Source organism: Halomonas sp. SH5A2 (assembly GCF_014263395.1).
Lineage (GTDB): Bacteria > Pseudomonadota > Gammaproteobacteria > Pseudomonadales > Halomonadaceae > Vreelandella.
On the sequence record NZ_CP058321.1, the window covers coordinates 926,111 to 945,243 of the forward strand.

Here is a 19,133-nt window from a genome sequence, read left to right on the forward strand (position 1 = left end):
TCGGCCTGAATGGGCCGAGGGAAAGTAAATGCGAGGATTAAAAATCCCGGAACATTGGTAAGCTTTCTTCCAGTAGCTGTTCAATTGGATCAAGCTGACTTTCATGCAGCACCAGAATTGAAGGTTCGGCATTAAAGTGCTTACCGGTCGGCACCAACAGCGCAAACTCGCCCTCTTCAAGATGAAATTCGTGAATCTCGCGCAGCCCGTGGGCGGTATAGCACTGGGTACAACGGTACGCTTCGTCCTCGCCATACACTAAGCGATGGTACATCTTGAACAACGTATAGAGTGCCAAACCGCCTTCAAAAGCAGGCCAGCGGGCCGGGATAGTGCGCGTCTCTTCATCCAGCGTCTGCCCGTCCGCTTCGGCATTGGAGATCGCATCGTCAAGCGGGGTGGCCAGCAGGGCATCATGGGCGACAGGAAAGGCAACGTTGTCTTTTGAGGCCTGGGTAAACTCACTTACCGCGCGTTTAAAATCCGCCACGTTATGAATGGCGTAGTCGGCATGCTGTAAATCAGCCGGCTCGAAACCGCCGTTTTCCCAGCCGTGGATGACTCTCAGCGTCATCAAGCCGCGCTCCATGGGGCGTGCTAACAGCAAATACAGTGCAATATGCAGATGTAACTGTCGCTCATCGGTATCGTTTTCAAACGCATTGTAAGGGTCAGCAAACAAGGCATGGAGCCTGCCCGGCGTATGTTCCTTGGCTTCTGTATAGCGCATTAGAGATTTCCCATTGAGCGAACCGTGTCACTCCGGGCGCACGGTTTCTATAACGTTATTAGATTACCCACGGAGTATGGCGAGCGACTGCGCGGATTGAAAGCCCCGGGCTTGTGAAGCGCCGAGTACTTGCACGTTATGGCATACACACGCCACTTTACGCTGGGGCGTTTCTCGTTGAGAATCATACCTGTTCATATGGTTCTTTCACACACTGTCGCCAGGGGAGCCTCCAAGAGGCTGAGAGTGCGCTTGCGCTAACCCTGGAACCTGATCCGGATGATACCGGCGGAGGAAGCGCGACATGCCCTACCTAACATCAGCCGCGCTGGCCGCGGCACTCGGCGTTTTTATCATCCTTGGCCTGCGTGCTCGCTGGGCAGGCGGCACGGTCGATGATTACATTACTGCCCGCAATTCCCAGTCCGGGGCGACCCTTGGGCTTTCGTTTCTTGCCTCCGGGATGGGGGCATGGATTCTGTTTGCTCCACCGGAAATAGGCGCCTTCGTTGGCCCCGTGGCACTTGCCGGATATGCCATAGGTTCCGCGTTGCCATTTATCGTACTCGGTCTTTATGGACCTGCCATTCGTCGCGCGCTGCCCGAAGGCAGAAGCATCGCCGAGTTTGCCCAGGCGTGCTACGGCACCAGCGTGCGGCGCTGGGTGTCACTGGTGTCGGTGGCCTACATGGCCTGTTTTCTCGCGGCAGAGTTGACGGCTATCGGTGCGATTACCGCATTACTTTCCGATGTGCCGCCCGCTTTGGTTGTCCTTGGTGTCGCTTTGAGCACGCTTGCCTATACCGTGCTCGGCGGGCTGAGGGCGAGCCTTGCCACCGACCGCTGGCAGGCTTGGCTGTTGATTGCCTTGCTGCTTATCGTCAGCAGTGTTGCCTTCACCTATTTACCCGCCATGCCAGACGCATCGTCGATGCCGAGCGCCCCGCTAGGCGACGCATTGAGTGTGGCGGTGACACTGGTCATCGCCGTCACGGCGGCTAACCTTTTTCATCAGGGTTACTGGCAGCGGGTTTGGGCCGCGCAGGATTCACGCAGCCTCGGGCGAGGTGCCTGGCTGGGGGGTGGGTTGACCGTCGCCGTGGTGATGGTGATTGGCGGCCTAGGGATGCTTGCCGCGATGAGTGGCGTTGCGCTGGGCGAACCGCCAATTCCGTTTTTTGCCCTCCTGGGCAATGCGCCGCCGTGGCTCGCCATGCTGGCCCTGGTGCTGGCGGTGACGCTGGTGGCATCCAGTGTCGATACGCTACAGAACGCGATTGCCTCGCTGATAGTCTCCCAGCATGAGCAGCAGGGCAGGTCGCTGACCACGGCGCGCTGGTGGACCGTCGCGCTGATGGTGCCGGTGGTCATCATCGCCTTGCAGGGTCTCTCCGTATTGCGGTTATTCCTGATCGCCGACTTGCTGTGTGCCGCGATTGTCGTACCGGTATTGCTGGGATTATGGAAGCGGATGACCACCGCGGCTGCGATTGGCGGCGGCATTGCGGGACTTTTAGGGGCCGTGTTCCCCGGCTGGATTGCCAGTGGCAGCCTTGAAGCGGGTCTCGTGGCGGCGACCTTCCCCGCGGGTATTCCCACGCTAGGCCCTTTCCTCGGGGCGCTATTTGCTTCCTCACTGGTAAGCGTTAGCTGGGCGAAAGTGGCCGGTTACCGGGCGTCTTGGGCAAAGCATGGCTGATCACGTTATGATGGTAGGTTACCGTCTACCATCATGGGTGACAGAAAATGAATTATCCCATCCTGCCCGACGAAGAGGCTCGGCTGGCAGCGCTTTACGAATTGGCGCTGCTGGATACGCCGGAAGAACCTGCATTCGATCGGGTGACGCGTCTGGTTACCCAATTACTGAATGTGCCTATCTCGACCGTTACGCTGATCGACGCCAAGCGGCAATGGATAAAATCTCGTGTGGGAACAGAACTACGTGAAACGTCACGTAGTGTAGCGTTCTGCGCCTATACCATTGCGGAAACTGCGCCGCTGATTGTTGAAGACACCCAAGAAGACCCGCGTTTTGCCGATAATCCGTTGGTGACCGAGCCAGGTGGGGTGCGTTTTTATGCGGGCATTCCGCTACGCACGTCAAAGGGGCTGGCGTTGGGATCACTGTGTGCCGTGGATACCCGGCCGCGACAGCTCAGCGCCGCCGAAATCGACGCGCTGAAGGATCTTGGGTCGATTGTTACCGATGAAATTCATCTGCGCGAGCGGTTTCTATTTGAAAAACAGCGCCGGGAAGCGTCCCAGTCATCGCTCGAAGCGCTACATCTGGATCTCGAAAACCAGATTGAGAGGCGCACCAGAGAGCTGAACCTGGTGATCGAGTCGGCCTGCGACGCCTACATTAGCATTGACGATAACGATATTGTGCTGGACTGGAATCGCGCCGCGACGACGATGTTTGGCTGGACGCGTAGAGAAGCGCTGGCGCGTTCCATTCAGCAACTGATCTTTCCTGATGGTATGCCGGAAGGCGACCAGCAGACGCCCGCCACCTATTACGCCACGCGTCGTGATGGTCGACAGTTGCCGGTGGAAATACGTATCAAGTCGCTGGAAATCGAAGGTAAGTATCGCCGTAGCCTGTTTCTGCACGATGTCACTGAGCGTATACAGCTTGAGCGCCTGCGAGATATAGAGGCGCGCGAAGATGCTCTTACCCAACTGCCCAACAGGCGCGCCCTGGATGAACGGTTGCCGGAGGCGATGGCGCGCACCCGACGCCAGCAAACCGCCCTTGCTGTGCTGTTCATGGACCTGGACGGCTTCAAGGCCGTCAATGATCTGCACGGTCATGCTGCCGGTGACGAGTTGCTGCGTGAAATCGCCAAACGCCTCAGCGCCGCCGTGCGTGAAACCGACTATGTTGCTCGGTGGGCAGGGGATGAATTTGTCGTGCTGCTGGAAAACATCGCGCTTGACGCCGCCGAGCGGCTTGCCCGACAGCTGATCGATACCATTGAACAGCCCGCGCAGCTGCAGGAGGCGGAGGTACATGTCAGCGCCAGCATTGGCGTTGCGCTCTACAAGCCAGACGTAAGCGAAACGACACTGGAGCTGCTCAAACGCGCCGACGTTGCTATGTATAACGCCAAACACGCCGGTAAAGCACAGGCCTGTATGGCCGACGCGCCCGAGTGAACGTGCCTGCCAAAACGTCATCAGTTAACCCTCAAGGACGACCATGATTCGGATATTGTTAACGACTCCCGAAGGAGACGTGCACGAAGGCGACGAACAGCTCATCGATCTATGGCGACAAACGCCGGGCAGTCATATCTGGGTGGACATGCAAGGCGAAAGCCAGGCTGTCGAACAGCGTCTTTTGCAAGACTTCGAATGCCACCCGATGGCGGTTCAGGATGCCCATAAAGAGCGTCACCCGCCTAAAATCGAAGAGTTTGAGCATCACACGCTGATCATTTATCGCGGTATCTCCTCGTTCGATGCCCAGTTGAACTTCGTTCCCCAGCAAGTGTGCTTTTTTATCGGCGAGCGCTTTCTGGTCACCCTGCACCCAGGCGAGGCGTTAAGTATAGAGCGTCTGTTCAATGAGCAGGGCCGCACGCTGTTGGCGCACTCTCCAGAGCATGTGGCATTGCGGGTGATGTACCTGTCGGCCGGGTATTACCTCGACAGCCTGCTGGAATTCGAGGGTGCGCTTAGCGATCTTGAAGATGAACTGCTGGATAACGGCAATGATGTCCTGATGCGGCGTATAACGGCCTACCGCTCGCGGCTGGTGAAAATGCGCCGAATCTTCAGTTACCACAAGGGCATTACCAAGGAACTGACCGCCTACGACTATGCGCACCTGCCTCGTGAAGAAAGCGAAACGCGGCACGCGATTATCGATGTGGAAGAGCGCTTTGAGCGGCTCTATACCCTCACGCAAATGTATTACGACATCTGCGGCGATCTGGTCGATGGCTACATTTCGATTTCATCGCACCAACTCAACATCACCATGCGCGTACTGACGGTGATTACCGCTATCTTTGTGCCACTCACCTTTATTGCCGGTGTCTACGGCATGAATTTCGAGTACATGCCCGAGCTTGGCTATCGCTACGGCTATTTCTTTGTCTGGGGGGTAATGCTGGGTATCGGTGGGATGCTTATCTGGCTATTCAGGCGCAAGCACTGGTTTTGACACCAACGGCTTCAGCCTGATGGAGATGCCACGAAAGTTTGTTATGGTCATTGTCAGACGCAACATCTTTATCTCTTAGTTAGGAGGAGCCCAGCGAATGGCAGACTCTATTACTAGTTCAACGCCGACGACGATGGCAGCCATGCTGCTAACCGGGCATGGCGGTATCGAAAAGCTTGAGTACCGTCAGGATGTAGCAACCCCTAAACCCCAGGCGGGCCAGGTGTTAGTGCAGGTAACGGCAACGGCAAAAAATAATACCGACCGTAAAGCCCGCGAGGGGCTGTATCCCACCAAGGACAAGGGCGACGTGACTTCGTTTGCCATGGGCGGCGAGGCGACGCTCACCTTCCCGCGCATCCAGGGCGCCGATGTGGCGGGCCGCATCGTGGCGGTGGGCGAGGGCGTTGATACCTCGCGGATCGGTGAGCGCGGGCTGCTGGATTTCAACCTGTATGCCGATGAGCGTCGCGATATCAACCTGACCCCGGACTACTATGGCCACGGGGCTGATGGCGGCTTTGCAGAGTACATCGCCGTGCCTTCGGACCAGTTTCACCATGTGCCCAACCCGGAACTGCACGATGCCGAGCTTGCTGCCATGGGGATGTGCTCCTACCAGACGGCTTACCACATGATGACCTCCGCCGACATCGGAGCCGGAGAGCGCGTGCTGGTCACCGGTGCAAGCGGCGGGGTAGGGACAGCGCTGATCCAGCTTTGCCGGGTGGTGGGCGCGATCCCCTACGCCGTCAGCCAGCCCGATAAAGCCGATGCGCTGATCGCGCTGGGGGCCGAGGCCGTGATCGACCGTGGCGACTTGCCGACCTTTGTCGATCGCGTACTGGCCACCACGAATGGTCAACCCATCGATGCGGTGATGGACCTGGTCGGCGGGGAGATGACCAACCTGTTTATCGACACCATGATTGTCGATATGCAGCACCGCAAACGGTACCCACGGCTTTCCATCGCCGGGGCCAGCGGTGGCAACTTAAGCGAGATCATGTGGACGCGCATCTACCTTTACCAGGTGCAAATCTTCGGGGTTTCCCACGGCACGCGGGAAGAGGCCGAACAGCTCATTGCCTGGATTCGTGGTGGCGAGTTGAAGCCCGTCTTGCACGCGGCCTTCAAGCTGTCCGAGCTCCATGAAGCCGAGCGCTATTTCGTCAATCGAGACAGTAACTATCTAGGCAAGATCGTGATTGTCCCGGATAGCCAGTGGGAGTCCCATGGCGCTCCGTTTGCCCTTAACGCTTCCTAACCGCAAAGAGTCCGGCGAATGAATACTCAGCACACCATCCAGTTAATGGACACCCACGCGGGCGGCGATGTCAGCCGTATTGTGACCGGTGGCATCGATCATCTGCCGGGCAACAGCGTCCGCGAGCAGATGGAATACCTGCGCGATGACGCCGACGGCCTGCGTCGGCTGTTGCTTGAAGAGCCCTACGGCATTCCCGAGATGTCAGTGGACCTGCTGGTGCCCCCTGCGACCCGGAAGCCGTCGCCGGTTACATCATCATGGAAGTCATGGGCTATCCGATCTATTCGGGTTCCAATACCTTGTGTACCGCCACCGCCGTATTGGAAAGCGGCATCGTGCCCAAGCAGGAAGGTATTCAGCGCTTCAAGCTCGAAGCCCCCGCCGGTCTGGTACAGGTCGAGGCCAAGGTACATAACGGGGTCGTAGAGTCGGTTACCTGTGGCGGATTGCCGAGCTACATCGACACCTACCGCGAGACGATCGACGTGCCCGGCATCGGCCCGGTGACCTACTCGGTTGCCTATAGCGGCGGCTTTTATGCGCTCGTGGATGCCGCTGAGCTAGGCTTCAAGTTGACCCTGGAAGAAGAATCGGCGCTGGCGCTGTGCGCGCATAAAATCGTTGAAGCCATCAAGGCGGAGCGCGGTTTTTCTCACTACACCCTGGGTGATGTCGGCCCGCTGCCGTTTCTGCACTTCATGGGGCCGGAGGAAAAAATCGCTGAAGGTTATGTACGCTCGCGCTCAACGACCTACGTGCACCCCGGCGTTATTTGCCGCAGCACCACCGGTACGGGGACTTCCGCGAGGCTTGCCTTGATGCATTATGAAGGACGCCTCAAGCAGGGCGACAAGCTGGAAACCGTATCGCTGCGTGATACCGGCTTTATTGGCACCTTTATCGATACCCACCAGGAAGGTGCTTATCACGTGGTGGAAAACACCATCACTGGGCGTAGTTACGTGCTGGCGTACTCGGACATCGTGATTAACTGCGACGATCCGTTAGTAAACTGCGGCGAGCTTCACCACATCCTAAGCGATCGCCATCACCCGCCACGCGCTGAATTACCTTCAGAGACCACATAGCCTTCAGCCTCGATACGTTCCCACACCGGGGCCTTGTCGGCCTCGGTCATCTGCCCCCAGCAAGCGATTTCATCCAGGCTACGCCCGCAACCTTCACAAAGTGATTGGGTCGGCTTTATGCGGCATATCTGACGACAGGGGGATAGCGGACGGTCAGGGAGCGAAGTCACAGGTGTCGTTAACCTCTTGGACGTAACAAAACGGCGGTTAAAACTTCAAATGCCAAGGGTAACATGTCTTTGCGTCTTTGCTGAGTGTGGTAGCGTAATGGCTTCTTTTGTCTGCGATGAGGAAAGGCCATGCATTATTTGCTCGACGAAACGCCCCTGGAAGCGGGCACCCTGTATCGGCTGCTATCCGGCTCGGTTTGCCCTCGCCCGATTGCCTGGGTAGCGACCCAGGACCGCCAGGGCAACGCCAACCTTGCGCCTTTTTCGTTCTTCAATGTGGTCAGCGTCGACCCGCCCGTGCTGGGTTTTTCGCCGTTACAGAACGGCCAGGGGCGCAGCAAGGATACCGTCCGCAACCTGGAAGAAAATCCCGAATGCGTGGTGCACGTGGGTAGCGAGGCGCTGGTCGAGGCGCTTAATACCACCAGTGCAAGCCTGCCTCCCGGCGAGGATGAGTTTACCCTGGCCGGGCTCGAAAAAGCCGCCATGCCCGGTGTGTCGGTCCCCCGCATCGCCAACGCACCGGTCGCGTTTGGGTGCCGGTTGCGCGACATCATTCGCTTTGGTGACCAGCCCATGTCAGGCAATCTGGTGCTGGCCAATGTGATCTCCCTGCATCTTGATGACGCCGTCTGGGATGGCCGACACGTCAACCTGGAAGTACTCAACCCCGTGGGACGACTGGCGGGAAGCGACTATGTTCGGACCACCGACCGTTTCGCCCTGCAGCGCCCAAGCTAGCCTGGTGGTTTATTGATCAGAGCCCGCTAAATAAACGTTTGTTTACATACTTCGCGACAATCTTTACTTAGAAAATAAACATAACTGTCCTTTAGTCCTATATTCTGCGGCCGATAGTTCTGCTGAGCGCGCTCACGACGTTTTTCCGAGTGGGTGCAAATGCAGTGCTATAACACTGTTTTAAAATTGTTTTTAAAAGTGTGTTTTTAATGTGTTTTAAAAAAGTGCCGAGACTAACCGTGATGGGTAATCAGACGGTACTCGGTAATAAAACGGGCAAGCAGATTAAGGAGGGGGCAATGCGACGATTTTGGATAGCGTTACTGGCGAGTGTGGTGTCGATTCCGACAGCCCACGCGGAACTCAAGTTCGCCATTGTGGCACCTGACAGTGGGGCGGCCGCATCGCTTGGGCAGGGCATGAAAAAAGGCATCGACACCTACTTCGCTGAAGTCAACGCGTCCGGGGGCGTCAATGGTGAAACGCTGACGCTTGATGCTTTCGACGACCGGTACGACCCACTCAGTGCTGCTCGCCATACCCGCGAAGTGGTCCAGGACGAAGATATCCTGGCCGCGATCGGTAATGTGGGCACGCCCACCGCCACCGTCACCATACCGGTTCACAACGAAGCAGAAACGCTGCTGTTCGGCGCTTTCACCGGCGCGGGGGTGCTACGACAATCGCCTCCCGACCGTTACGTCATCAACTACCGTGCAAGCTACGTGCAGGAAACCGCCGCGATGGTGGACGGCCTGATAGAGGCCGGTATCGAACCGGATGAAATCGCCTTTTTTACCCAAAACGACAGTTTTGGCGACGCTGGCTATAACGGCGCAAAACAGGCACTAGAGGCACAGGGCTTTACCGGCACCGATAACCTGGCCCATGGTCGCTTTTCCCGCGGTACCCGCAATGTTCACCAGGGGTTGGCCACCATTCTGCAGGCCGCTGAAACGCCCAAGGCGGTGATTATTGTGGGTACCTATGGCCCTGCCGCCGACTTTATTCGCGAAGCGCGCCAGGACATGCCCGACGCGGTGTTTCTCAATGTGTCCTTCGTCGGCAGTCAGGCGCTGTTGAACGAGTTGGGTGACCAGGCAGAGGGCGTGATTGTGACCCAGGTTGTGCCGCCTCTGGATTCGGATTTGCCGGCGGTCGATGCTTACCGCCAGGCGCTTGATGAGTATGCCAATGACAGTGAACCGGACTTTGTCTCCCTGGAAGGCTACCTGGCGGCCAAGCTGTTTGTGGAAGGGGTAAAGGCGGCAGGTGATTCGCCGGATCGAGAAGCGATTGTTGACGGCCTGCTTGGGCTGGGCGAGATCGATATCGGCCTTGATGAGCCGCTGCATTTGGGGCCTGACGATCACCAGGCCAGCGACAGTGTCTGGCCGACGATTATTGCCGATGGCCAATTTGAATTAGTCGAGTGGTCAACGCTGCTGCGCTAACGCGTTTATCCGCTGCTGTTGCGTCATTTACCCTGATACAAGCGAAGCTAGCTAATGAAAAAAACACTCAGTTTACGTGCCATGTTGATTGGCCTGTTTCTGGCTGCCGTTATCGGTGCCGTCGTGCTGGCCGTCACCGGCTGGACAACCAATCAGCGCTTGATCGACTCCCAGCGTTATATCACCAATGATGTGATGCCATTGCAGAATGCCAGCCGTGAGATGGTGTCGACGATGGGCGCTTTTGGCCAGCGTCATGCCGATCTGCTGGCGGCTGAAAGCGATGCTGACCTGGCAGACATTACACCCCGCGAAACACTTGATGAGCGTTTCAGCCAGGCACGCAATGAACTGGCCGCCGACGATGCCGAAACCCGGTCAAGCCAGTTGACCGCCCTTGATGAGCACTACCAAACCTTGCTTGAAAGCGATACCTCGCTGCAAAACGTTCGCCAGGAAGAGCTTGCCCTGCAAGCGCGGATGAATGAGCAGCTAGCCGAGATGCAGGCCTTGATCGGTGAGGTCATGAACAGTGCCGGCGATATCGCCGGGCGAACCGCGCTGGTTCAGGTGCGTGAACAACGTGCGCTTGAAGATCGCCTGAATGCCTGGCGCGAAGACGGTATGACAACTTTGCCGACGGGCCTTCTGGATAACCTGTTCGGCAACGAAGCGGATGTCACCCGGCTCAGCAGTGAAGTACGTATTGCCGTGGCGATGCTTGCCGATCTGGGGCGTCGTTTGATGCAGGTCGAAAGTGAAGACGAACTGGTTAACTTGCGTCACAACCAAATCGGTCAGCAAATTGGCCTGGCCCGTCAGTCACTGGCAGGGATTACCCGCTCGCCAAGCACCGATACCGAGCAGATGGCGCTGGTAAACGGGCTGGACGACATTATTGTTGAGCTGGAAAGCTTGATGATCAGCGACGAGAGCTCGGTGTATGCACTGCGCCAACAGCAGTTGGACCGTCAGGCACAAGTCCAGAACGAACTCAATAGCGTCAGCCAGGCAATGGCGCAAATGGGCGATGCCTTGGCCGACGTGGAAGCTTATGCGGTCGAGCAGGCTGACACCGCCGCTGTGCAGGCCGAGACGCTGGCCAACGCCGGTCGTACGCTATTGATCGTTGTGACGCTTGTGGTGATTGCACTGCTGGCGATTTTCGGCTGGCGTACCATGGTCCGGGTGCTAGGACCGCTGACGACCATGCGTCGTCAGATGGAAAGTATCAGTGGGGCTGCCGGTGAAAACGCCGATCTCTCCATGCGCCTGGACCTGCAGCGTAACGATGAAGTCGGGCAAACGGCCCAAGCCTTCAACCGCATGATGGATACCTTTGAAGGCATGGTGGCGCAAATTCGCCAGAGCGCTGAGGCGATTGCCGCGAGCAGCCGACAGATTGCCTCCGGCAACGAAAACCTGTCCCAGCGTACCGATCAGCAGGCTGCTTCGCTTGCGGAAACCGCCTCGAGCCTTGAGCAGATTACCGCGACGGTTAAGCAGACCGCCGACTATGCTGACCATGCCAAAGGCGCGAGCACTAGCGTTGACCAGCGCGCCCGTTCTGCTGGCGACGTGGCCCAACGCACCACCGAGGCGATGGGCAACATTCGCGAGTCCAGTGAAAAAATCACCAGCATTATCAAAGCGATTGATGATATTGCCTTCCAGACCAATCTGCTGGCGCTTAATGCCTCGGTGGAAGCGGCGCGGGCGGGCGAACAAGGCCGCGGTTTTGCCGTGGTGGCTCAGGAAGTTCGCAAGCTGGCAGGACGAAGCGCTGAAGAAGCAGCGCAAATTCGCCACCTGGTCGACGATAGCGTAGCCAAGGTCAGCGAAGGCGAACATTTGGTCAACGCATCCAGTACCCACCTGCAGGAAATCGTCGATAGCCTGAGTGAAGTCACGCGCTACGTGACGGAAATCGCTCAGGCGACCCACGAGCAATCTTCCGGCATCGAGCAGATCAACCAGGCGATTGCCCAGTTGGATCAGGTAACCCACCAGAATGCCCATCTGGTGCAGGAAGCCTCCACCGAAAGCCAGACCCTCGACGAGCGCGCCAGCGACATGAACCTGCTGGTAAGCCGTTTCCGGGTTGGTGAAGGTGCCGGGCAGCGGCATTTATCGCTACCGGAGCAAAAGGCCGCGCCTCGCCTCAGCTAGTTCCTTGCTCTACCCACCGTCATCACAGCATGTGGAGACGGTGGGTGGTGTAGTAATGGCCTACTACCCGCCGCCATCTCTCCCTTGCTACGCTCAACTAACACGCAATTCTGCGTGGGCTCTCTAGCGTGGTTGATAACAAGGAGACTTGAGATGTGCAGCAAGCGGATTTTAATGATTACCGGCGACTTCACCGAGGATTACGAGACCATGGTGCCGTTCCAGGCGCTAATGGCGGTGGGTCACCAGGTCGACGCGGTATGCCCCGATAAAAAGGCGGGGGATAGCGTGGCGACGGCGATCCACGATTTCGAAGGCGACCAGACCTACACGGAAAAACCTGGCCACCGTTTCGCGCTTAACGCAACCTTCGCCGATATCGATCCGGCGGATTACGATGCGCTGGTGGTCCCCGGTGGCCGCGCGCCAGAGTATTTACGCTTGAATAAAGCCGTGCTCACTATGGTGCAGCACTTTTTCGAGGCCGATAAACCGGTAGCAGCGATCTGCCACGGTGCGCAGCTGTTAGCTGCCGCCAACGTGCTGGACGGCAGGCATTGCTCGGCTTACCCGGCTTGTCAGCCCGAGGTGGAACTTGCTGGCGGCCGCTTCGCTAACCTGGATGTGACCGATGCGGTGACCGATGGCAATCTGGTGACCGCACCCGCATGGCCTGCGCACCCTGCTTGGCTGGCCCAGTTCATGGCGGTACTGGATCGCTGAATCAATACCTCTAGTCGATCATCCTACGCCCAGGTTGTCTGGGCGTAGTCCTTTATGGAGGCTATGCTGGACATATGAATCACGGCGAAGAGACGGTGTGATGTGCAAACTGTTTATCGATGCAGACCCCACGCTTTGGCAAAGCGCTAGCCATTCCCTGCGCATTGACGGCATGGTCACGAGCGTACGGCTGGAAAATTATTTCTGGCAGATACTCGGTGAAATTGCCCGGCGTGACGGTATGAACACGGCGCAAATGATCTCGCGGCTATATCACGAATCGGTAGCCGCCGGGCATGATGCGGGCAACTTCACGTCGTTTTTGCGCGTATGTGCGCTACGCTACCAGGCCTTACAGCTAAGCGGGGATATACCGCAAAATCTGGAGGTGCCGATTGCGTCGCTGGATACCGAGCAGATTGTTTGCCGAGACACCGGCGTGCGAACAAAGCAGGTGCACTGACGGGCTATTCCAGCCGCTCACCCAGCCGGTCAAGGAAAGTTTCAATGCGTAGCGCGTTGGTGCCGACATCGCTGGCACCCAAACGTGACGCCGAGCGCATATCGACCTGGACGGCGTTGTCTTGTTCGGTCAGGCGTATAACCACATCATCCTTGAAGCCAAACCAGCGGGTGATGGCCGTAGCCTCAATGGTGTTATCGGTAATGGCTTCAATCTGCCAGCCTGCTGCTTCCACTTCCGCCTGGGCCGCGCTCAGAACCCTCGACACTGGTGCCGATATCACGAGAGGTTCTACCTCAGGGTAAGCGTCCTGCTGCTGGCGAGCGGTTTCTTCACCCGGATAGTCAACGGCGTTGGGTGCCGCTTCTCTGGCATCGCGCAAGGCATCAAAGGTCGGAGGGTTCTGTGTGTCAGTGGTGATATCGTGAATCATCGGTGCCTGTTGGGCACGCTGCCAATGCTGCCATGGTATATACAGCAGCCCGGCGGTTCCCGAAAGCACGACAATCGCCACTACACCTGCGTTGATGCGGCGGGTAATGGAGCCGACGACCAACAGTAGCAAGCTCAGCGCCCCTGCAGCAGCAGCGGTGTAGGCGCCGTAACGCAGCAGGTTAAAGGCGTCACCGAGTGCGATAAGTTCCCAACGGTAAGCGGGGCCAGCCAGGCCCATCAAAAGTGCAGCCCCGAGTAGTGCAAGCACGCTCAGCCATGCCAAGGCCTTAAGCCACCTTCCTCCTTTTAGTCGCTGAGTGCTTGATTGATGTGCCATGTGTTTCTCCTAGCGTACAAAGCGTTAACATGCTCATGATGGCCTAAGCATAACCAGCTATTTGGCGGTGTGCTTGTTTTCCCGAGAAGAGAGTGCCTGACCACGATGACCCAACGCGATACTCACTCCGAGACAGCGACGCAGGTACGCGCATTGCTGACAAACGCGCCCAGCGATGCATTGCCCATGACTTACCAGCAGGTGGCCAGCGCCCTTGGGCTCACGCCGCCACGCACGATTCAGCGTGTCGCTCAGGCGCTCGAGCAGCTGATGGAAGAAGATGTAACCGCTGGCCGGCCAATGGTCGCGGCATTGGTCATCAGCCGCCAAGGTGCGGGACTTCCCGCCGCCGGTTTTTTTGAGCGGGCGGTGGCTCTGGGGCGTTTCCCTGCTGACGCCCGCCAACATGAAGCGCTATATATCGCTGAGCGTGACAAGGCGCTTGAATCTCGACACGCTTGAGTCTTGAAATGACTAAAGACGACCACGCTATCTCTTGCGCAGTGGGTCGAGCAGGCCACTCAACCCGTTATGATCAATCTCATGCATCAAATGTAGCAGTTGACCGATTTCGCCTGATGGAAAACCCTCCCGCGCAAACCAGTTCAAGTAGGGACCGGGTAAATCGGCAATCAGCCAGCCTTCATACTTGCCGAAGGGCATTTTTCGCGTTACCAGCTTTTCTAGGTCTTCTGGGTTCACTGGTTGATTCCTTTCACGCTTGTTTGAAGTGAAGCACTTTTTAGTGATTTAAAACGCTATTATCAACGTGCAACGGATTTTATTTTTGCGCAACGCGCTCTAGGATAAAGCCATCTAGCCTGGCTGGCGTAGGACGTTAGCCAAACCAAAAATACCATGAATACACCCCACTCTTCAGGAGAACACCATGAGCCTTTCCCCGTTTCATCTGGCGATTCCCGTCTACGATCTGAACGCTGCACGGGCGTTTTATAACGAAGTGTTTGGCTTGTCTGAGGGTCGCTCAAGCGATCACTGGGTCGACTTCAACTTCTTTGGCCACCAGTTGGTGATTCATGAACACCCCAAAACGCCAGGCCAGGAAGAGGTCCATACCAATCCGGTCGATGGTCACAATGTGCCGGTGCCGCATTTTGGTGTGGTGCTTGGCTGGGATGAGTGGGAGGCGCTGGCGGAACGTCTCAAGGCGCGTGACACCGACTTCGTGATTGAGCCTTACGTGCGTTTCAAGGGCGAAGTGGGCGAGCAGGCCACCATGTTCCTGCTCGACCCGTGTGGCAACGCGCTGGAGTTCAAAGCCTTCAAGGACATGAGCCAGCTGTTTGCCAAATAGCACTTTTTTCGAAATAACACAGTCTCAAGCGCGCATGGCCTGCTCCTGGCGACGATGCTGCAACGGCGCGTCGCCAAAATAGCGCTTATAGTCGCGGCTGAATTGCGGCACGCTGCGGTAGCCCACCGCCTGTGCCGCCTGACTGACGTTATGGTCGTCCTGAAGCAATAGCTGCTGGGCTTTGATCAGCCGGAGTTGCTTGATGTACTGCGTCGGGGATGCACGTGTTATTTGTTTGAAGTGCTGGTGAAACGTCGAGGGACTCATATTCGCCTGCCGGGCTAGCTGATCGACGCTGTAATCGTTGGCGAAATCGCGATGCAGCAACGACAGCACTTGAACAATGCGTGCGTAATGGCCATGGCCGCGCACCAATGCCTTCAGCGCCTGCCCCTGTTCGCCTTTCAACGCCTCAAATACCACATCGCGTATCCGTGCCGTGCCCATCGTGTTGAGCTCTGCAGGCTCATGAAGCGCATTCACCAGACGCAATACCGCGGCCTGCATGCCCGGCGTCATGGCCACCGATGCCATGGGCAGCGTGGTCTGGTTATGGCTGGGGGCATCACCCATGGTGGTAACCATCTCGCTGAGCAGGGCTGGCTCCAATTGAATGGAAACCCCCAGCAAGGGCGCTTCAGGAGAGCCGTAGGTTTCACATTCAAACGGCAGTGGCAGGGTTTGAACCAGATACTGGCCCGGGTCGTAATGAATTTCCCTATCGCCCAGATAGCCGATCTTCTGACCCTGGGCGATGATAATCAGACTCGGTTGGTAAAGCAGCGGCGTTCGCGGTTGGTGGCGGTCAAGGCTAAGCAGCGATACGCCGCTTAGCGCGCTAGGCGTCATGCCTTGCTGGCCCACCAGTGGGGTAATCAGTTCGGCCAGTTCGCGGATGACCGGTGCTTCGCCGCCAAGGGGGTTGGCGATGTCGGTTGGCATGGCGACCTCATGATAAAGTTTGATTGATAGGATAATTGTGACAGGTTTCTAGGGATATTTTGTTATTTTATAGCAATTATATAGAGGATCGTGCAAAAGTTTCGTAGCTTCATTCATCGCTAAAAACGCTATTGAGGTCGATACTAGGTATCAGTCCCTAAGTTTCAGGGAATTATCCGAACAAGGAGCTTTATTTGATGAGCGAAGCAAAAGCCTACGCCGCCTTTTCTGCCGAAAAACCGTTAGCCCCGTTTACCTTTGACCGCCGCGATCCGCGTCCAGACGATGTCGCCATCGACATCATGTACTGCGGCGTTTGCCACAGCGACCTGCATTTCGCCAAAAATGATTGGGGAATGACGCAGTACCCGATTGTGCCCGGGCACGAGATTGTTGGCCGCGTGACGTCCGTTGGCAACAAGGTAACCCGCTTTAAAGAGGGCGATATTGTCGGCGTTGGTTGCATGGTGGATTCCTGCCGTACCTGCTCGGCCTGCCAGGATGGCGTGGAGCAGTACTGCCTGAACGGGTTTACCATGACCTACGGTAGCGAGGACCGTCAGGATGGCACCATGACCCAGGGCGGTTACTCCAATAAGATCGTGGTCAGCGATCATTTTGTAATGAAAATGCCTGAGGGCATTGACCTGGCCTCTGCCGCGCCGATTTTATGCGCCGGTATCACCACCTACTCGCCGCTCAAGCATCACGGTGTGGGTGAAGGCCACAAGGTGGGCATCATCGGCATGGGCGGCCTGGGCCACATGGGCGTCAAACTGGCCAAAGCGCTGGGTGCTGAAGTCACCGTGTTTACCCGCTCGGATGCCAAGGTTGAAGAAGCCAAGCGTAACGGTGCCGACCATGTGGTCGTATCAAGCGACCAGGCACAAATGGACGCCGTCGCCGAGACCTTCGACTTCATGCTCGACACCGTGCCGGTCCAGCACGACATTAACCCGTATCTGGCGTCTCTTAAGTACGACGGTACGCACATTATTGTGGGTCTGCTGGAGCCCATTGAACCGGCCATTGAAGGTTTCAATCTGGTCTTCAAGCGCCGCGTGGTAGCTGGGTCGCTGATCGGCGGCATTGCGGAAACCGAAGAAGTCCTGCAGCTGTGTGCCGACCAGGGTATTACCTGCGATGTTGAAATGCTGGATATCAACAACATCAATGAAGGCTTCGAGCGCATGGAAAAAGGCGATGTTCGCTACCGCTTTGTGATCGACATGGCGACCATCTAACGCCTCTAGGTTAAGCTAAAACTGGCTTACATAAGTGCCCGATAACGAGTTGCCCGCTCGTCATCGGGCTTTTTTGTTAGGCTAAAGCCTGTATTTTCCTAATGCGACTTCATTTTTGGCATTCTCTGCCGATAGGCGTTGATACCCACATTTGAAAAAGCCAAGGGATCAACAGAATGAAGCACCTCTCGATTAAATGGAGTCTAACCGGCGCGCTGGTCATCTTACTGCTGATGATCGGCCTGATTAGCGGGCTGGGCTTCTACCCGAGCACCACCAGTGAAAACGCACTGCACGAATTGGCGATCAACAATGGAGAGCTGGCCAACGCCGCCAACCGCACCCAGGTCAACGCCCTGCGTACCCAGACCTTCCTGGATCGCTATGCCAGCTTTAGCACTCAAGGTAATCCTGAAAAAGGCCAGGAAAGCCAGGCGATGGCCAAGGCCGCCGTAGAGGCCGCCGACGAGCGTTTCGATCAGTTTCGCCAGGTTGAGCTTGCCGAAGATGATCCCCGCACTGAATACGTTAACGAAATGGTGGCGGCCTACGATGCGTTCGTGACCGAGGGTATTAAACCTCTGCTGGAGGCGGCCCCGTTTCAAGTACAGCGCAGCCAGGAAGAATTAAGCGAACTGGGTATCGCCTTCGACGATGCCATGCAGGCGTTTACCAATTACGCCAATCAGCGCAGCGATGCCATGCTGATCGAGGTGTCTTCGCTGAACCGTATCGTCGGAATCATCGCCATTGTCCTGTTGGTCACTGCCGTACTGGCGACGCTGATCATGCGCATGGTGATTGTACGCGGGCTTGGTCACGCCGCTGCGTGAGGCGGTAGGGCACTTCGAGCGTATCGCCAGCGGTGATTTAACCGCCGATATCGAAGACCGGGGGCGTAACGAGGTAGGTCAGCTTTATAAAGGGTTGGCCTATATGCAGACCAAACTTAAATCATTGGTGGTCTCGCTGCGCGAAAGCAGCGATAGCGTATTCAGCGGCACCGGTGATATTTCCGCAGGCAGCCAGGACCTTTCCGCGCGCACGGAACAGCAGGCCGCCGCGCTTCAGCAAACGGCCTCCAGCATGGAGCAAATGGCCACCACGGTGAGCCGTAATACTGAAACCGCTCAAGAGGCGGATCAACTGTCGGTGTCGGCTTCGCAGTCAGCTGAAAGCGGAGGCAAGGAAGTGGCCCATACGGTGCAACTGATGCGTGATATTGCCACGAGTGCGGAACGCGTTAACGACATCATTGGGGTGATCGACTCGATTGCCTTTCAAACCAATATTTTGGCGTTGAACGCCTCGGTAGAAGCGGCGCGTGCTGGGGAGCAAGGGCGCGGATTTGCCGTGGTCGCAAGCGAAGTGCGCCAGTTGGCAAGCCGCAGTGCCGAATCGGCCAAAGAGATCCGCCAACTGATCGAGGCGACTACCGGCCAGATTCATCAGGGTGCGCAACAGGCTGAGAAAAGCGGTGAAACGATCAATGACACCGTGGATTCCATCCGCCAGGTCACCACGCTGGTAAGCGAAATCTCTACCGCCACTCGGGAACAAAACAACGGCATTGAACAGATAAACGCCGCGCTGACCGAAATGGACTCTGTGACCCAGCAAAACGCCGCGCTGGTACAGCAAACCAATGTGGCCGCTGCCTCGCTGGAAGGCCAGGCAAAACAGCTTGCCGCCCTGATGGCGACCTTCCGCCTGGAACAGGGCGATGTCGCGCAGTCCAGCGACAAGCCGGATGCCTCGCGGACCAATGCCACACTGGCAGCGCCAGGCTCGGAACGCCCGCGCAGCAAGCAGCCAGCCACAGCGCAGCAGAATAGCGACGAGTGGGATGAGTTCTAGAGAGTTCTAATGAGTGCCCCG

19 protein-coding genes, 1 pseudogene and 1 riboswitch are annotated in these 19,133 nt (G+C 57.1%); of the genes and pseudogenes, 15 read left to right on the forward strand and 5 right to left on the reverse strand.

What is annotated here, in order from left to right:
• Positions 1-37 precede the first annotated feature (37 nt).
• Positions 38-730 (reverse strand): hypothetical protein, encoded by a 693-nt coding sequence (locus HXW73_RS04370; RefSeq protein ID WP_186255074.1) that lies wholly within the window; start codon positions 728-730, stop codon positions 38-40.
• Between the two features lie 212 nt (positions 731-942).
• Positions 943-1,045: riboswitch (TPP riboswitch) on the forward strand.
• Here HXW73_RS04370 and HXW73_RS04375 point away from each other — a divergent pair.
• The 5 genes and pseudogenes from HXW73_RS04375 (at position 1,035) to HXW73_RS04395 (ending at position 7,262) form a co-directional block, all read left to right on the forward strand.
• A complete protein-coding gene (locus HXW73_RS04375; RefSeq protein ID WP_186255075.1) occupies positions 1,035-2,429 on the forward strand; it encodes a sodium:solute symporter family transporter in 1,395 nt (464 codons plus the stop codon). (Overlaps the previous riboswitch by 11 nt.)
• Positions 2,430-2,476: 47 nt before the next feature.
• A complete protein-coding gene (locus tag HXW73_RS04380) occupies positions 2,477-3,892 on the forward strand; it encodes a diguanylate cyclase domain-containing protein (protein ID WP_186255076.1) in 1,416 nt (471 codons plus the stop codon).
• A 43-nt stretch (positions 3,893-3,935) separates the two neighbouring features.
• A complete protein-coding gene (locus tag HXW73_RS04385) occupies positions 3,936-4,904 on the forward strand; it encodes a magnesium transporter CorA family protein (RefSeq protein WP_186255077.1) in 969 nt (322 codons plus the stop codon).
• Positions 4,905-5,001: 97 nt separating this feature from the next.
• Entirely contained in the window at positions 5,002-6,171 is a 1,170-nt protein-coding gene (locus tag HXW73_RS04390; RefSeq protein WP_186255078.1) for an alcohol dehydrogenase catalytic domain-containing protein, read from the forward strand.
• 18 nt (positions 6,172-6,189) lie between these two features.
• Positions 6,190-7,262, forward strand: a pseudogene (locus tag HXW73_RS04395) (proline racemase family protein).
• On the opposite strand, the gene HXW73_RS04400 reads toward HXW73_RS04395, so the two are convergent.
• The gene (locus HXW73_RS04400) at positions 7,223-7,432 is read right to left on the reverse strand and encodes a DUF1289 domain-containing protein (protein WP_186255079.1); all 210 of its coding nucleotides are present in this window, start codon (positions 7,430-7,432) and stop codon (positions 7,223-7,225) included. The pseudogene HXW73_RS04395 and the gene HXW73_RS04400 overlap by 40 nt on opposite strands.
• 129 nt (positions 7,433-7,561) lie before the next feature.
• On the opposite strand from HXW73_RS04400, the gene HXW73_RS04405 reads away from it, so the two are divergent.
• The 5 genes from HXW73_RS04405 to HXW73_RS04425 all read left to right on the forward strand — a co-directional run bounded on the left by HXW73_RS04405 (position 7,562) and on the right by HXW73_RS04425 (position 12,982).
• Positions 7,562-8,173, forward strand: a complete 612-nt coding sequence (locus HXW73_RS04405) for a flavin reductase family protein (RefSeq protein WP_186255080.1) — start codon at positions 7,562-7,564, stop codon at positions 8,171-8,173.
• A 299-nt stretch (positions 8,174-8,472) separates the two neighbouring features.
• Positions 8,473-9,627 carry an ABC transporter substrate-binding protein gene (locus HXW73_RS04410; RefSeq protein ID WP_186255081.1) on the forward strand — a complete coding sequence of 385 codons (1,155 nt, stop codon included), beginning with the start codon at positions 8,473-8,475 and terminating at the stop codon, positions 9,625-9,627.
• Positions 9,628-9,681: 54 nt separating this feature from the next.
• A complete protein-coding gene (locus HXW73_RS04415; protein ID WP_186255082.1) occupies positions 9,682-11,796 on the forward strand; it encodes a methyl-accepting chemotaxis protein in 2,115 nt (704 codons plus the stop codon).
• Positions 11,797-11,949: 153 nt separating this feature from the next.
• Positions 11,950-12,519: a DJ-1/PfpI family protein gene (locus tag HXW73_RS04420; protein WP_186255083.1), complete on the forward strand. Its 570-nt coding sequence runs from the start codon at positions 11,950-11,952 to the stop codon at positions 12,517-12,519.
• A gap of 100 nt (positions 12,520-12,619) precedes the next feature.
• Complete coding sequence (locus HXW73_RS04425) at positions 12,620-12,982, forward strand: ribbon-helix-helix domain-containing protein (RefSeq protein WP_186255084.1); 363 nt, start codon at positions 12,620-12,622, stop codon at positions 12,980-12,982.
• 4 nt (positions 12,983-12,986) lie between these two features.
• Here HXW73_RS04425 and HXW73_RS04430 read toward each other — a convergent pair whose 3' ends face one another.
• On the reverse strand, positions 12,987-13,754 hold the full coding sequence (locus tag HXW73_RS04430) for a DUF1499 domain-containing protein (RefSeq protein WP_186255085.1): 768 nt from the start codon (positions 13,752-13,754) through the stop codon (positions 12,987-12,989).
• Between the two features lie 105 nt (positions 13,755-13,859).
• Here HXW73_RS04430 and HXW73_RS04435 point away from each other — a divergent pair, with 105 nt between their 5' ends.
• Complete coding sequence (locus tag HXW73_RS04435; RefSeq protein WP_186255086.1) at positions 13,860-14,216, forward strand: hypothetical protein; 357 nt, start codon at positions 13,860-13,862, stop codon at positions 14,214-14,216.
• A gap of 27 nt (positions 14,217-14,243) precedes the next feature.
• On the opposite strand, the gene HXW73_RS04440 is transcribed toward HXW73_RS04435, so the two are convergent.
• Complete coding sequence (locus HXW73_RS04440; protein ID WP_186255087.1) at positions 14,244-14,456, reverse strand: DUF3820 family protein; 213 nt, start codon at positions 14,454-14,456, stop codon at positions 14,244-14,246.
• A gap of 187 nt (positions 14,457-14,643) precedes the next feature.
• On the opposite strand from HXW73_RS04440, the gene HXW73_RS04445 reads away from it, so the two are divergent.
• Positions 14,644-15,069 (forward strand): VOC family protein, encoded by a 426-nt coding sequence (locus HXW73_RS04445; protein ID WP_186255088.1) that lies wholly within the window; start codon positions 14,644-14,646, stop codon positions 15,067-15,069.
• Between the two features lie 24 nt (positions 15,070-15,093).
• Here HXW73_RS04445 and HXW73_RS04450 read toward each other — a convergent pair whose 3' ends face one another.
• Entirely contained in the window at positions 15,094-16,011 is a 918-nt protein-coding gene (locus tag HXW73_RS04450; protein WP_186255089.1) for an AraC family transcriptional regulator, read from the reverse strand.
• Between the two features lie 197 nt (positions 16,012-16,208).
• Here HXW73_RS04450 and HXW73_RS04455 point away from each other — a divergent pair, with 197 nt between their 5' ends.
• The 3 genes from HXW73_RS04455 to HXW73_RS17830 all read left to right on the forward strand — a co-directional run bounded on the left by HXW73_RS04455 (position 16,209) and on the right by HXW73_RS17830 (position 19,112).
• Complete coding sequence (locus HXW73_RS04455; protein ID WP_186255090.1) at positions 16,209-17,255, forward strand: NAD(P)-dependent alcohol dehydrogenase; 1,047 nt, start codon at positions 16,209-16,211, stop codon at positions 17,253-17,255.
• Positions 17,256-17,431: 176 nt separating this feature from the next.
• A complete protein-coding gene (locus HXW73_RS17825) occupies positions 17,432-18,088 on the forward strand; it encodes a Tar ligand binding domain-containing protein (RefSeq protein WP_240538709.1) in 657 nt (218 codons plus the stop codon).
• Positions 18,069-19,112: a methyl-accepting chemotaxis protein gene (locus HXW73_RS17830; RefSeq protein WP_240538710.1), complete on the forward strand. Its 1,044-nt coding sequence runs from the start codon at positions 18,069-18,071 to the stop codon at positions 19,110-19,112. The genes HXW73_RS17825 and HXW73_RS17830 overlap by 20 nt, the downstream gene beginning before the upstream one ends.
• Positions 19,113-19,133: the final 21 nt, after the last annotated feature.